The sequence below is a fragment of the Methylocapsa acidiphila B2 genome, from assembly GCF_000427445.1.
Taxonomy (GTDB): domain Bacteria; phylum Pseudomonadota; class Alphaproteobacteria; order Rhizobiales; family Beijerinckiaceae; genus Methylocapsa; species Methylocapsa acidiphila.
In genome coordinates this window covers 3,043,068-3,057,648 of the sequence record NZ_KE386496.1, presented here as the reverse complement: position 1 = coordinate 3,057,648, position 14,581 = coordinate 3,043,068, and the positions used below count along the sequence as shown (strand labels likewise).

General features: G+C 62.0%; 10 protein-coding genes. 1 reads left to right on the top strand and 9 read right to left on the bottom strand.

What is annotated here, in order from left to right:
* Positions 1-159 precede the first annotated feature (159 nt).
* A complete protein-coding gene (locus tag METAC_RS24180; RefSeq protein WP_084143720.1) occupies positions 160-3,033 on the bottom strand; it encodes a DUF6165 family protein in 2,874 nt (957 codons plus the stop codon).
* A 341-nt stretch (positions 3,034-3,374) separates the two neighbouring features.
* On the opposite strand from METAC_RS24180, the gene hrcA reads away from it, so the two are divergent.
* Positions 3,375-4,475 carry a heat-inducible transcriptional repressor HrcA gene (gene hrcA, locus METAC_RS0117030; protein ID WP_026607966.1) on the top strand — a complete coding sequence of 367 codons (1,101 nt, stop codon included), beginning with the start codon at positions 3,375-3,377 and terminating at the stop codon, positions 4,473-4,475.
* A 50-nt stretch (positions 4,476-4,525) separates the two neighbouring features.
* On the opposite strand, the gene METAC_RS24175 is transcribed toward hrcA, so the two are convergent.
* The 8 genes from METAC_RS24175 to METAC_RS0116985 form a co-directional block, all read right to left on the bottom strand.
* Positions 4,526-4,999: a MarR family winged helix-turn-helix transcriptional regulator gene (locus METAC_RS24175; protein ID WP_156898257.1), complete on the bottom strand. Its 474-nt coding sequence runs from the start codon at positions 4,997-4,999 to the stop codon at positions 4,526-4,528.
* 231 nt (positions 5,000-5,230) lie between these two features.
* A complete protein-coding gene (locus METAC_RS0117020; protein ID WP_198017242.1) occupies positions 5,231-7,789 on the bottom strand; it encodes a glycosyl hydrolase family 28-related protein in 2,559 nt (852 codons plus the stop codon).
* A gap of 579 nt (positions 7,790-8,368) precedes the next feature.
* Positions 8,369-9,349 carry an N-acetyl-D-Glu racemase DgcA gene (gene dgcA, locus METAC_RS0117010; RefSeq protein ID WP_026607963.1) on the bottom strand — a complete coding sequence of 327 codons (981 nt, stop codon included), beginning with the start codon at positions 9,347-9,349 and terminating at the stop codon, positions 8,369-8,371.
* A gap of 137 nt (positions 9,350-9,486) precedes the next feature.
* Positions 9,487-10,734: an MgtC/SapB family protein gene (locus METAC_RS0117005; RefSeq protein ID WP_051335648.1), complete on the bottom strand. Its 1,248-nt coding sequence runs from the start codon at positions 10,732-10,734 to the stop codon at positions 9,487-9,489.
* Positions 10,735-10,776: 42 nt separating this feature from the next.
* A complete protein-coding gene (locus METAC_RS0117000) occupies positions 10,777-11,475 on the bottom strand; it encodes a VIT1/CCC1 transporter family protein (protein WP_026607961.1) in 699 nt (232 codons plus the stop codon).
* Positions 11,476-11,574: 99 nt separating this feature from the next.
* Positions 11,575-12,612: a CopD family protein gene (locus tag METAC_RS0116995; protein ID WP_026607960.1), complete on the bottom strand. Its 1,038-nt coding sequence runs from the start codon at positions 12,610-12,612 to the stop codon at positions 11,575-11,577.
* A gap of 213 nt (positions 12,613-12,825) precedes the next feature.
* On the bottom strand, positions 12,826-13,191 hold the full coding sequence (gene copC / locus METAC_RS0116990; protein WP_026607959.1) for a copper homeostasis periplasmic binding protein CopC: 366 nt from the start codon (positions 13,189-13,191) through the stop codon (positions 12,826-12,828).
* A 13-nt stretch (positions 13,192-13,204) separates the two neighbouring features.
* Positions 13,205-14,206 carry a hypothetical protein gene (locus tag METAC_RS0116985; RefSeq protein WP_026607958.1) on the bottom strand — a complete coding sequence of 334 codons (1,002 nt, stop codon included), beginning with the start codon at positions 14,204-14,206 and terminating at the stop codon, positions 13,205-13,207.
* Positions 14,207-14,581 lie beyond the last annotated feature (375 nt).

Sequence of the window (14,581 nt, the reverse complement as noted above, 5' to 3'; positions counted from 1 at the left end):
AGCTTCGACGTGCCCGTCTCGATTTCAGGTCGCTAAAGCGTCATTCCAATGAATAGACTCGTTCCGTCGACTGGAAATCGCGCATTCTTCGAAACATGAGCTTATTCCGGTCGATCAGATCACTTCGCTCAGATCGGAAAATGTTTAAGGCGGGCGAAGTCACTTCAGCGCCGCCGCCAGAGCCGGCTGGCGATGGGCTCGGTTCGCCAAGCTTTTCCGAAGCGCGCTCAAATCTTGATTGGCATAGGATTTCTCTTCGACGATCTCGGAATTGAACAGGAGATTGATTTCTTTCTTCAAGCCTGCGCGCAGGTCGTTCGATTTGTAGACTTGTCGCGCCAGCGAGACGAAATCCTCGCCAAATTCGGCTCGCGCCTCATAGAGCCTCAACGCATCCTCGACGTTCCAGAGGAAAGCGTTCGCTGCCTTGAGCTCCGTTTCGAGACGGGCGAGATCGGCGCCGTCGAAGCCGGCTTCGCTCTTGAGCTTCCTCAAGAGACGGAGTTCATGCCGAATATTCGCGAGCTTTGCAGGGTCAGAGACGCGCGTCTCCTTAATCTCCAGAATTGTGATTTTATCGACGAGCTCGCCTATGGCGGCCGGGATCGTGATCCGGGCGAGCCGGCGCGGCGCGCTTTCTATCCGTTCGCGGGACGCGGCTTCCGCCGAATCCGCTGATTTCGGCAAGCACTCGCCTTGGCCCGCAATTTGGGCCGCAACCCCGTCAGCGATGCGGTCGAAGACTGGCTTCCATTGGTCGCGCTCCGTCTGGCGAAAAAGGCGCATTGTCGGATACCAGGGGCAGTCCTCGCGCTCCAGGAGCCAACGCCAATCCGGGACCTGCTTCAAGGCGGCGAAAACCGGCCGCCCCAGGGCGCCTGCAAGGTGAACGATCGCCGTGTCCGAGGTGACGATGAGGTCGAGCGCGGCCATCGCTGCGGCGCAGTCGATGAATGCGTCTGGCCCTGCGTCGAAACCGTCTCCCAGACATTCGACCGGACAAGGCCGGCCCTCCACCTCGATCTCGATGCGGCTCTGGTCTTTCATGAGGCTGATGAGCCGCACGCCCGCGATTGCCGCGAGAGCAGCGAAATGGGACGGCGGGATCGTTCTTTTCAGATTGATGAACGCGTTGCCATGCCAGCAAATGCCGATGCGAAAGCCGTCGCCGCCGATTCGCTCGGCCCATTTCGCGACCAGTTCGGGCTCCGCGGTCAAATAAGGCGTTCGCGCCGGTATCGTGTCGAGCGTCGTCTTGAAACCACGCGGAAGGCTTAAAAGCGCGCATTGAAAATCGAATTTTTCATTCGGGTCGACGGCGTCAATCATTCGCGGCGGGCCACGCAGCGAGCCGAGGAGGCGACGCATGTTGCGGCGGCAAATCAACGTGACCTCCGCGCCGGCTTCGACAAGAAGGGGCAAGTAGCGCGAGAACTGGATGAGATCGCCCAGGCCCTGCTCATCCCACACCAGAATGCGCTTGCCCGCGACGCTTTCTCCATTCCACCGCGGCGCGCCTGAGATCTGCATTTGCGGCGGCGCGTTCGACCTACTCCAGCGGCTCTCGAAATCCTCGAAACCTTCCGCCAACTTTCCTTTGAGAAGCAACGCGCCGGCGCGGTTGTTGCGCGCATCCGCATAGGCGGGCTTGCGTTCCAGCGCTTCGTCGAAGCGGGCCAGAGCCTCGTCGATGCGCCCGACTTCCTTCAGCGCGACGCCAAGGCTCGACAAAGCCTCGGGATAATTCGGCGTGAGGCGCAGCGCCTCGTCATAGGATGCAACGGCCTCTTGGTGGCGATCGAGCTCCTGCAACACATTGCCGCGATTGAGCAGCGCGTCGGAGGCGGCGGGATGAAGCTGCAGCGTCCGATCCAGCGTGGAAAGCGCTTCTTCCAGCCGCCCGAGCTTATGCAGCGCGGCGCCGCGAATCCCGAGCGCCTGCGGGTGCTTCGGATCATGCCGCAGAGCCTCGTCGCAGGAGGCGAGAGCCTCCTCGGCGCGGCCGGACTGCAAGAAAATATTGGCCCGATTGGCCAGGGCCGGCAAAAAAGCCGGACGGATCTTCAAGGCGTTATTATAAGCGGCGAGAGCCTCGCCGAGACGGCCAAGCTCGTGGAGAACATTGCCGCGGTTGCAAGAAGCCTCGCAATAGGAGGGATCGAGCGCCAAGGCGGCGTCATAGGCGGCGAGCGCCTCATCGAGCCGGCCGAGCCCCTGCAGCGCTATGCCCTTGTTGTAAAGCGCCTGCGGATAGCCGCGCCGGCATTGCGACGAACGATCGTAGCAGGCGAGGGCCTCCGCCAGGCGCCCGAGCTTTTGCAAAACATTGCCGCGATTGAGCTCGGTCTCGGCGTCGGGCGGTCCGCATCTCGCGGCTTCTTCATAGGCGGCGAGCGCTTCCTCGTGGCGCCCGAGCTTCTGCAGGACGGAGCCCTTGTTGAACAGGTTCCTACTGTCGTCCGGCCTGAGCGATGCGATCTTTTCGAAACAGGCGAGCGCTTCCTCGAAACGGCCAAAGCGCTCCAGCAGAGCGCCGCGATTCGTCGCCGCCTCAAAATGATTAGGCCGCCAGCACAATGCGCTCTCGTAGGCGGCCAGCGCCTCCCGCATGCGTCCGAGGCTCTGCAAGATGACGCCCATGCTGAACAAGGCGTCCACATCCTGCGGCCACAGCTTTAGAATGTCTTGCAGGGCCTCGAGGGCGTCGAGCGGCTGCCCGAGACGCTGGAGAACGATCGCGCGCGCGCCGAGCGCCTCAGAACTGGCGGGATTCAAAGCGATTGCGCGATCGAACCAGGCGAGCGCGTTGCGCTGATCGTCGGCGTTGAAATAAATCAGGCCGAAGACATAGCAGCCGACGTCGCTCATGCCGGCGAGATGAGCCGATTTTTCGAGATGTAGCACAGCTTCTTGCGGCGCGCCGGCGCTGAGACAGGCAAAGGCTTCGGCAATGGCGACCTGAAGCAGAGCCTTATTGCGAATCTCTCCGCGACTGTGGTCAGGATCGAATTTTTCGGACTTCTGGATGCTCATTCGACTGAATGCCCGCTTGGAAAGAAAGCGCCGCGCGAAACGACGACGCCGAGCTTTTCTCGGATCGGCGATCGGTCTCCGCATGGCGCTTGACGCCCCAGACAGAACCGTTGGGCCTGAAAGGCGTCGGGACCGTTTGGCCCCAGCGCCTCGGACGAACGACGCTCAAAAGGCGCGAGGAATAGCTCCGGCGCGCCAACAGGAGCCTCGGCGGAATAGAAAGGGGAATAGCTTTCCCGGGCCTGACGTTCTTGGGCTGGACCTCGCCACGCCAAAATCCGCCGAACGAGGCGGCCTTCGCGGCGCTTGCATCCAGGCGTCGGCGCGGCCATGTTAGGCGTATGGCCCTTCCTATCGAGCATTTGCGCGACCCCACGCGCATTAGCGGCGGCAGCGTGACGATCCTCAACGACCGCTCGCGCGAAATATTCCGACAGATCGTCGATTCTTATCTTTCGAGCGGAGACGCCATCGGATCGCGGCAGGTCGCCAAGCTGTTGCCCATGTCGCTGTCGCCGGCCTCTGTCCGCAATGTGATGCAGGATCTCGAGGAACTCGGCCTGATCTATGCGCCGCACACCAGCGCCGGCCGCTTGCCGACAGAGCTCGGCCTACGCTTTTTCGTCGACGCCCTGCTGGAGCTCGGCGACGTCAGCCAAGGAGAGCGCGAGCAGATCGAAGCCCAGGTGAAAGCCGCGTCCCCGGAACAGCCGATCGAAGGCGTGCTCGGCGACGCCATGTTCATGCTCTCGGGGCTCACCCGCGGCGCGGGCGTAGTCGTCACGACCAAGGAAAATTCGCGCCTGAAACATATCGAATTCGTCCGCATCGAGCCGGAGCGCGCGCTCGCCGTTCTTGTCGCGGAGGACGGATCCGTCGAAAATCGCATCATTCAGATCCCCGCCTGGCTGCCGCCCTCCGCCCTCATCGAAGCCGGCAATTATCTCAACGCCCGGATCCGAGGCCGCACCTTGGGCGAGGTCAGAGCGGAGATCGAGACGGCGCATAAAGCCGCCGAGGCGGAACTCGGAGAATTGACCACCCGCCTCGTCGACGCCGGCCTTGCAAGTTGGGCGGAATGCGCCGGCCACGGGCCGCAACTCATCGTGCGAGGCCAGGCCAATCTGCTTCAGGATCTGACTGCGATCGAAGATCTCGAACGCATTCGCCTGCTTTTTGCGGACCTTGAGACCAAGAAGGACGTGATCGACCTCCTGAGCCGAGCCGAAGGCGGCGAAGGCGTGCGCATTTTCATCGGCTCGGAGAACAAGCTTTTCTCTCTGTCGGGCTCCTCGATGATCGCCGCGCCGTTTCACGACGAGCAGCACCGAATCGTCGGGGTTCTCGGCGTTATCGGCCCGACCCGACTGAATTACGCCCGGATCGTCCCAATGGTCGATTACACCTCGAAAGTGGTCAGCCGCCTGCTGCAGAGGCGATAGGACGCCGCCATTTCCTTATTCGCCCAATGCTCCGGCCGTATTGCGCAAGTTCAGTCGCCGGAGGCCTTGGCGTCGGATTTCGCGCGCTTGCCGAGCAGGGCGTTGCGAAGGCGGCGCAGATCCTTGCGCAAGCTCTTGAGGTCCTCCGCCGGCCTGCCCATGGCGCGCGCGATTTGACTGGGGATAGCCTTCGCCTCCCGCCGCAACGCATGGCCTTTTTCAGTAAGCCCGATGCGCACTTGGCGCTCGTCCTTAGCGTCTCGCGCTCGGTGAAGAACGCCCAAGGCCTCGAGCCGCTTAAGAAGCGGGGTCAGCGTGCCGGAATCGAGATGAAGCCGTTCGCCTATGTCCTTGACGGTGAGGTCGTCCGCCTCCCAAAGAACAAGCATGACCAAATATTGGGGGTAAGTGAGGCCGATTCCGTCCAGGAGCGGCGCATAGGCCTTGCCGAGCGCATGCATGGTCGAATAGATCGTGAAGCATAGCTGCTGATCGAGCCTCGGCATGGCGTCGTCGTCGGCCATCGCGCCATCTTTCGGCAAAGCAATTCGATTTCAAGCAATTTAGAATTGAACTGCTCGATCGCGCAAGCGGTTTGAAGGTTCAATCCGACGAGCCCGTTTCGACGAAAGCGCGAACGGCGCGGCGGTTGCTTGCATGTGCGACGCGCCGTCAAAGCTGTCGGCTCGGAACATGCAGGCGAAGGATCAGCCTTCGCCTGCATTGGCCCTCGATTGCGCGCTGATCATGCGCCTTCAGGGACCTACGACCGTGCCGACCGATGGTCCGATCGCTGTTTTCCAGATCGGTTTGTCACTTATGAGTTGAGATAAGCTGGTCGCGGCCACGGCCGAAGTCGTCGTCGAAGTCGCGTTCCATATGACCGTATCGAGATCGCCCGTGCTCAGAGTATAGCTTGGCGAGCAACTCGTGCAGACATTGTTTTGCATGACAGTGCCGACGATCGTATTCACCCCTTGGTCGACAAAATCGGCATTAGGATTGTGGTAAGCGACATAGTTGAAATATCCATCCGCGGGCGCGTCGTCGATCGGGGTTCCGGAAAAGCCGGCGATGGAATTGCCGCGCATCTCGATGCCGTCTACGCTGGCGCCCCAAAGCGTGGTCGGCGAAATGAGCGCGAAATTGAGAAAAATATAGGAGTCGAATAGGCCGGAAGAATTTGTCAGCTTATTGCGATTCACTTCTATGTTGCGCATTCTGCCGAAATGAAATTGGGCGCCATTGGGCCCATTCATTACATATTGATCTGGGCGCAGCAGGACACCGCCATTGTCGGTCATCGAGTTTTCGATGATGGACGTATTTAGAAAGGTGCCCGTATACAGGACGATCCCACGTCGATTGCCACTCATGTTATTGTAGGTGATAAGAGCATTTTGCAACGAGGGCACGTCGATTGCGAAATGATCTCCCGACGACGGAATAACGTCCCATGACCGATCGATCGTGAATGTGTTGTTGTTGTTGGACACGATATTTCGGATCTGTCCTGCGCCCGCACCGCTGACGACGCTCACGACCGAATTCGGATTATAGTTCCAGGCGCCGCTCGAGCCACGCGAGTCGTCCGTGATGGTCAGCGAGGTCGCCGAGGTCGCCGTCCCAGCGTCCGATCTCGGCGAGGCGCCGCCGCCCTCGCTAAGGAAAGTCTCCCCGTCGTCCCAATTGAATTTCATCACGGCGCCGGCGGTGTCGAAAATATTGTTCTCGACGACGATTCTGTTGCCGAAATTGATGCTCATCTGCCGGCCGGGCGTCCGCTCGATGACGTCGCCGACGGCGATCGGCTTTCCGGGCCAGGGCCAGGTGACATAGGGCCAGCTCGTCTGCGCCGCCGTCGCGACCATCTGGTCGGCGTTGCGGGTGAAATGGTTGCCGTCGATCACGACATTTGTCATATCGTCCATCAAATTCTGGCCGCTGAACCAGGACACCGTATTGTTCAGGAAGGAGAGATTGCTCACTTGCCCGAAATTGATCGGACCCAAACCGCTTGCGCCATCGGAATAGGGGACCTGATTGTTAGGCGATTGGGTGATCGTGCAATCGCGGATCATGACCCTGTCGCCTTGCATGAAAATGGGCTGGCCGCTGCCTTCATCCCAATTGACGCGCAAAAGGGCGATCTTGCTCACCGAGCCATGGTTGACGGTGGTGCTGACGACGACCTGGCTCGTCTTGTCGACATTTTGAAGCGAAAGATCGGCGATCCCGGAGAGGCTGGTTCCGGGCGGCCAGTAGATGGCGAAGAATTGATAGGAGGAGCCTTGCGGCGTCGTCGGACCATAGACGATCTTGGTGTCGGCGGCGCTGTGGCCTCTCAACATCACGCCGGATTTCAAGGTGAGCCCAACCCCAATCGGAGAGGCGAGGCGATAGGTCCCGGCCGGAAGGTAGACGAGGCCGCCGCCATGCGAGGCGGCGGTGTTGATCGCGAGCTGGATCGCCCAAGTCGCGTCGGTGACGCCGTCACCCTTGGCGTGGACGCTCAGGGACGGATCGCTGGTGACGTCATAAACGTGGTGGTCGTTCTCGTTGGTTCCGGCGACGCCGGCCTGGTAGCCGGGTCCGTTCTGGGCGATGAATTCGCTCCCCCAGGCTTGCCCCACGCCGTAGGCGTCGGTTCCGGCGGCGTGGCCGAGAAGCGTGCTGTCGGCGGTCGCCGAGCCAAAGGTGTTGGTCACCACGACCTGATAGGTCTTTCCGGCGGCTATGCCGTTCGGCGCCTTGAAGTAGAGCTGATAGGCGTCGTTGGGTCCGGTGAAGTCCGGCGTGACGGGCGCGAGCCATGAATTGGTCGCAACGTCGATGAAGTAGATTCGCGGCGTTGCGCCGTTCAAATAGAGGTTTCGGCCCCAGATCCGAAAATATTGGCCGGGAGCGATGTCCGGCCCGCTGAACTGCATGGCGCGCGGCATATTGATGTAGGCGTGAGCGCTCGAGGTCGCGCCGTCTGAGATCCAAAACTCGTAAGTGTCGATGGATTGGGTCGCGGGCACTTGAAACACTGCGACGGTGCTCTGCCCGCGCAAGATTGCAAGCTGTGCAGTTTTGGATTCGTGGACCGACTTGAAAAAGACCTGCGGCGCCGAGCCGAAGCCGGTTCCAGTGACGCTGATGACGTCGCCGGGTTTGGCCGAGAAGGGTTGGTTGAAAATGATCGGCGTCGCCGAGGCCGCGTGGGACGAAACGAGAAGCAAGAGTGGAGCTATGAGGCCGATCCATTGCGCCAAATGTAGAAACACCGGCACTGAACCGGTATAAGACCAGTTGCTTGATATTCGCATCATAACCTTCCTTCAAGAGCCTATAGTTATCTTCACTAACGCCTAATAATTTTTATAAAATATTATTTTAGTTTGCGTTAGTATTAGTAAACTTATAAACTATTGAAGTTTATACTTAAATAATTGCTTGGTATCTCCATATTATCTATAAATATGAGCACTATGTGACTGTATTACATATATATTATCACATAATACTTGTAATAAGGGTCGAGCCACAATGGCGCCGTAAAAGCGCCAAGCTCTAACTCGACCGTACGTAGCGTCTTAAATCAATGATCTACGGCGCGCCTATGACAATGGGCGGCGAAAACATGCTCAACATGTGAAAAAATTACGTGACGATATATACTTCGCCAAAACTTCAACCAGAGCGTTTACAGTTCGTCCAAGCCGCGCAGGCCGTGACAGCAGCCTTTGCCGACCAGAAGCTTGACGCCATTCCATTGCGCCAAACTGGAGGAGCCGCAGCCGCGCAGGATTGCGCAGCGCGATTTTCTTCGAGCGACATTTATGAAAAATCGAAGCGCATTCAGGGCCGCCGGCGCCCGGCGGCCCTTGTGGCCAGGCGTCAACGCCGCCTCACCCCCAGAGCGCGGGCGACGCCGGGAGAATCATGGAGCCGTCGTAGACGAGTCCTTCGGGCCGGTCGCGCGCCAAGAGAAGCGGTCCGTCGAGGTCGACGAAACGGGCCCGGGCTGCGATCAGAAGAGCGGGGGCCATGGCCAGAGAGCTCGCCACCATGCAGCCGGCGAAAATCGCGAATCCGAGATTTTCCGCCTCCTCCGCCATCGCCAAGGCTTCGGTCAGCCCGCCCGCTTTGTCGAGCTTGACATTGATGACATCGTAGCGCTCGCGCAACATTTCGAGGCCGTGACGGTCATGCGCGCTCTCATCGGCGCAAATCGGAACGATACGCTCGATTTGGCCCAGCGCGGCGTCCGCGCCGGCCGGAAGCGGCTGCTCAACCAAAATAACGCCTGCGGCAGCGCAAGCAGCGAGATTTGCCTGGAGATCCGCAGCAGGCCAGGATTCATTGGCGTCGACGATCAAGGCAGCGTCCGGCGCTGCGGCGCGGACCGCACGGAGACGCACGACGTCGCCCTCGCCGGCGAGCTTCACCTTCAAAAGCGGGCGCTCGCGGGCCGCCGCCGCCGCCGCCGCCATTTCGGCGGGCGAACCGACCGAAAGGGTGAAGGCCGTGACGACGGGCGCCGGCGGGGCCGCGCCGACGAGTTCATGCGCGCGAAGGCCCCGACGCTTGGCCTCGAGGTCCCATAAGGCGCAATCGAGCGCATTGCGCGCAGCGCCTGGAGCGAGCAGCGTCTGAAGCCGCATCCGATCGGCGCCCGCCTCGATGTCCGTGCGGATCGATTCGATCTGGGACGTCACGCTTTCGACCGTTTCGTCGTAGCGCGCATAGGGCGTGCACTCGCCCCGGCCCCTGACGCCGTTGTCCTTGATCGTCGCGGTGACCACGACAGCCTCGGTCTTCGCGCCGCGGGCGATGACGAATTTCCCGGCGATCGGGAAGCGCTCGACGGCGACTGTGAGGCTGCGCATGGATCAAGAATCGCCGGCCAGAGGAAGGCCTTGCTTTCGCATAAGGCCGTGAAGGGATCAACGCGCCGTCCGACGGGTCGGAGCCCGATCGCATCGAGCCGGCGACGCAATATGTCCGGATCGGCGGAGGGCGGGACTTAGCGGACGAACCACCAGCCCGCCCAAGCCGCCGAAATCACCAAGATCAATCCCGGAACGACCCGGAGCGCGAAGGTCAGGCCGCCGCCACCGAACAGGCTCGCTGCAAGCTTGGTGATCGAATTCGTCGAGAGCGCGACCAAGATAGGGAGCGTCGCGTCCCCAGCCGCGATTTGCCCCTCGCCGACCTGGGCCGCGATCGAAATGGCGGCGGAATGCGTGTCGGCGAATCCCGCCATCGCGGCGGCTGCCAGCACGCCCCGTTCGCCATACCATTGGCTCAAGGCGCGCGACCCGAGGAGGATCGCAGCGAGCATGGTGGCGAATGTGAGAGCCGTCGCCAAACTGAAGGCGCGGCCCCGCTCTCGCACCGCGCCTGTCTCGCCGCGCAGAGCCCAAACGGCAAAGGTCGCGCCGTAAAGGATCGCCGCGGCGCCGGCGCAAGCGAGCGGGACCGCCAAGGCGATCAAGGTCGCGACATTGGCCACCGCGAGCAGCAAGGCCATTTGCACGACGGTCGCGACCGTCGACAGGACCGCCCCCGCCGCCGCCGGCCAGAGCAGGGCGGGAGCCTCCGCCGCGCGGGCGCCCATCGCCCCGATCGTCGCGACGCTGGAGATGAAGCCCGACGCCAAGCCTGCGAGGGGCAAGCCGAAGCGAGGGCCGAGGAGGCGGACGGCGATATGGCCGAAGGCGCCGATGGCCATGACCAGGATCACGAGGATCCAGATCGCATGCGGGTTGAGAGCGGCCAAAGGCCCCATTGGACGATCGGGCAGCAAAGGCAGAACGATCAGCGTCGCAGCGGCGAAGGTCAAGGCGTCATGGAGCTCGTCCTCGCCGAGAACCGAACTGACAAATCGGTGCAGGGCGGTCCGCGCGGCGAGCACAATGGCGACAGCGACGGCGACGCCGGCGGCGAGGCCCGGGCGCGACATCGTCAGTCCGCCGAGAAGAATGGTCACGACGAGGGCGATTTCCGTCGTCAGCCCAGGATCGTCCCGGAAGCCGCGCCAATAGGCGAAGCTCGCCAGGGCGAAGGCCCCGCCGAGCGTGACCGCGAATAAAAGCTGGCCGCCGAGCACGATGCTGAGGGCGCCGGCCAGGGACGCCAGGGCGAAGGTGCGAATGCCGGCGGAGGCCGGAGCCCGCCTTTCCTCCTTCCGCCGTTCGCGCTCGGCGCCGATCAAAAGACCTATGCCTAGCGCCACGGCGAGACCGAGAATCAAAGGGTCGACGCTGAACATGGCCCTTCCCATCGCGTCGGCCGCTCGCGCGGGGACGCCGGCTCAGGCCCCGACGAGACGGGCTAGAGCGAAAGCCGCGCCGGCGGCGATGCTGCCGACGATGGCCGTTTGAAGCGCGCTACGCAATGGCGCCACGCCGGTCAATCGGCCTTTGACGCCGCCAAAAACGAAAAGCGCGCTCAAAGTCGTCGCGATCGAGATCAAAAGCGCCTGAGAAACGCTCTTGGACCAGAAATAAGGCAGAAGTGGAATAAGGCCTCCGACCACATAGGCGGTCCCGATCGTCACGGCGCTGGCCAACGCGCGGCCGGGATCCGGCTCCTCGAGGCCAAGTTCGAAGCGCATCATGAACTTCGTCCACCGCGAAGGGTCGCGGGTCAGCGTGGCGGTCACGGTCTCGGTTTGCTCGGCGTCGAGGCCGAATTCGAGCAGGATCTTGCGCACCTCCGACCGTTCGGTTTCGGGCAGCTCCCGGATCTCCGTCTTCTCGCGTCGGAATTCCGACCGGTAATGCTCGAGATCCGTCCGCGCCGCGAGATAGCCGCCGAGCCCCATCGCCAGCGCCCCCGCGGCGACCTCGGCGAGGCCGGCGGTGGTGATGATCCGCGTCGAGGCGACGGCTCCCGAAAGCCCGGCCGCGAGAGCGAAAGGAACGGTGAGGCCGTCCGCCATCCCGATCACGACGTCGCGGACGAGCTCGGAGGCGAGGAAATGCTTTTCTATGTGCGGCGTTGAAGGCATGCCGACCCCTCGGTCCTTATCGTTGCAAGCGCGCCGCGCGCTCCCGCGTCCTCGCTGATATGCTCTCCGAGGATGAAGCAATTGTGGCCGGCGGCCTGCTCATTGCGGCGGCGGCGTGATCCCGAGCACGGCGGCGACGGCAAGGACGAGCGCTCCCAGAGCCAGCTCGCAAGCCACGCTGACGCGCAGCCGGTTGATCTGCCCCATCCCTTTCAACGAAGCGGCGCGCAAGCGCGGCATGGCGACGAAGCGATTGAAAGCGGCGAGACCCAGCATCAAGGCGACGACCCCAACCTTCGCAAAGAGCACGTCGCCATAGCCGGTATAAAACAGCTTGTCGAAGGCGCCGGCGACGCGAAAGGCGGCGTTCGCGATCCCGCTGAGGACAATCAACGGCACCGCCGCCATGGCCATGAGCGAGTAGCGCGAAAGAATGTCGAGAGTCCAATCGCGCGCGTCATGAGGGTTGAAGCGTCGCTGCTCCACGAGCGCGAACAAAAGCGGCGGCAGACCTCCGACCCAGGCGGCGGCCGCGAGCGCATGAACGCAATAGGCAGTTATCATCACGGTCCCATAAAGGCCCGCGCCGCCCTCTGCGGCATGGCCGAGCCAGGCCTGGGTGATCAACAGAAACGCCCCGATATGGAGAAGAGCCGAAAACCAAGCGCGGTTGCGCCAAGGCAACGCGACGACCACGATGGCTGCGGCGAGCAGCGCCAAGCGCACGATCGACACAGGGCCGAACTGCGTCTCGAAGAAGAAGAGGCGCCAGGTCTCGAGATCGACCACATTGCTGAAACCGCTCGTCATATTGGCCAGAATGCCGGCGAGCCAGGCAACGCCCGAGATCGCGGCGATCGGCGCCGCCACGCAAAGCAGGATCTTCGTCGCACGAAGGGCTCGCGGCAATCCGCCAAGACCCGATTCCGAGCGCTCATGCCCCATGTAGAACCAAAAGAAGGACGAGCCAAAAAGAATGAAAACAGCGGCGAAGTGAATCCAGCGCGCTAGGAAGAGGAAATGAAAAATCGTGATGAAGCCGTCGCCCGACTCCGGCGGCATGCTCCCCATATCGGCCTGGAACGGCGCCTCTTCCGCCGCCGCAGCAGCGAGGACGAGGATCTGAAAGATCGACATTGCTCCTCCTCGCGCTTGTTCTGCGCTGGCGGGTCTTGATCTTGATGACGAGAGAAGGCTCCCGCGCCGCTCACTTGCACGAGCACCGGAGCCTTGCAGCGGGGCATATTCGAATCTGTTCGATCGCGCCTCGAACCGTCGTCGCGACGGCGGCTCGAGGGCCTCGGCTCCAATGCCCGCGGCTGGCGCGCCGCGCCGGCCGAAGCCCCACGGCTAGGGCGCGACCGTGAACTGATAAGTGCCCGACGTCGGATGGGTGTCGACCGAGACGACGTGCCAGCTCACCACATAGGCCCCGGGGCTCAACGCGCGGCCGAGCCGAACGGTGAGGACATTGGGCGCAACCAGCACGGCTTTGCCCGCCGAAACCGCCTGCCCGCTCGCGGTCGAGATTTGGACCCCCGAAAAAGCCGCGACGATATTCTGGCTGAAGCTGAGCCTTAGCTCGCTCGGCGAGCCGCGCACGGTCGCGCCGACGCCGGGCGAAGCTGTGTCGAGAAAGGCGTGGGCGAAGGCGGCGGTCGCCGCGAGAAGGCAGGCGGCGGTCGCGGCGGCGAGAATTTTCAGAATCTTTCGCATGACGCCCGAGCTCCTAAATTCTGCCGGGCCGCGCCTGAGGCGGGCCGAAGAGAGGCTTGCCGATCGTGTCTGGAGCGATGTCGTCGAGGAAGAAATCCAAGACGGCGGCGGCGCCGACATGCTTGCCGCTAGCTTGATTGATCGGGAATTGGGCCATCACGCCAATCTGGAAATAATTCCCAATATAATAGAGCGACGGGCCGACCACGCCCGTGGTCGTGTGGGTCCATTGCCCTTCGACCGAGGGGCCAATATTGGAGACCGGCGTGCTGAACACACCTTCAAAGGCCGGAATGAGCCGCCTGAAGATTTCCGGGACCTCGTGAACATAGGAATTCATGTAGAGCAGGCTATATTGCAGCGTCGCGCCATAGGTCAGAACCGTCGGCGTCTGATCCAATTGGATGTAATTGATGCCGGTATTCGGATCTTGCTGCAGCGTCGCGGTGATCGGATGCGTCGAGAAGGAATAATCCGCCTCGGCGGTAATCGCGAAAGGCTTCGCCCAATCTACTCCGACGTCGCCGAATCCTTTGCCGATATAGAGCTTCGGGGTGACGGTCGTGTAGGGATCGGAGGGGAGAGAGGAGCTTTGGCCACTGCCCGTATGGCCCCATTCGAAATTGACCGCGCCGGAAATGATGAATTCATGTTCCGCGTTCTGGTAGAAGACATATTTCAGCTGTGTCTCGATATTGGCCCAGCCGGCGGCCTGCGGGTTCCTTTGCCAGGTGAACCCCCCGGAACCCACTGAAATGCCGAGATCGGCCGTGATCGTTTTCGAATATTCCCAACCAAACGTATAAGATAGCGAACCGAGCGTTCCATCATAATTGGCCGCGGCCATATAGGTGAAGGCCGGAAGAGCCAATTCGTCATTGACGCCGGGATCGTCGATCGTGAGCGTCGCCGGAAAAACCCGGTTGCCGACGATGGTGTGCGCGTGAGCTGGAGCGGCGCCCGCAAAGGCGGCGGCGAGCGCGCCTGCGAAGGCGATGGAAGAACTGCGAGACATGTTGGATCCTCGATCTGAATGTTGACGTCGCCCACGATGGCTGGAGCCGGCTGAGCCGCCGGAATCGGGGCGCTTGCGAGTCAGATGGAGGAAGGCGGTCCCCGTGGCTGCCCGACGAATTCAGTGAGCCGGCGAATGTTGCGGGAAACTTGCCATGAGGCGGAGGCCTCCGACATGCGCGGAGCATAGGCGGCTTGCGCGATCTCAGGAGGCAGTAAAATCGCAGCCGCGTCGAGGCATCCTGTCAGGGAGCAAGAGCAGTCATCTTGCGGGCAGCATGGCGGTTTGTCGCCATTCGAGCCGCCGCGTTGGATGGCATGACGCGGGCACGGGACCGCAGATTTCGTCGCCTCCTGGCCAGACGCCGCGGCGTCT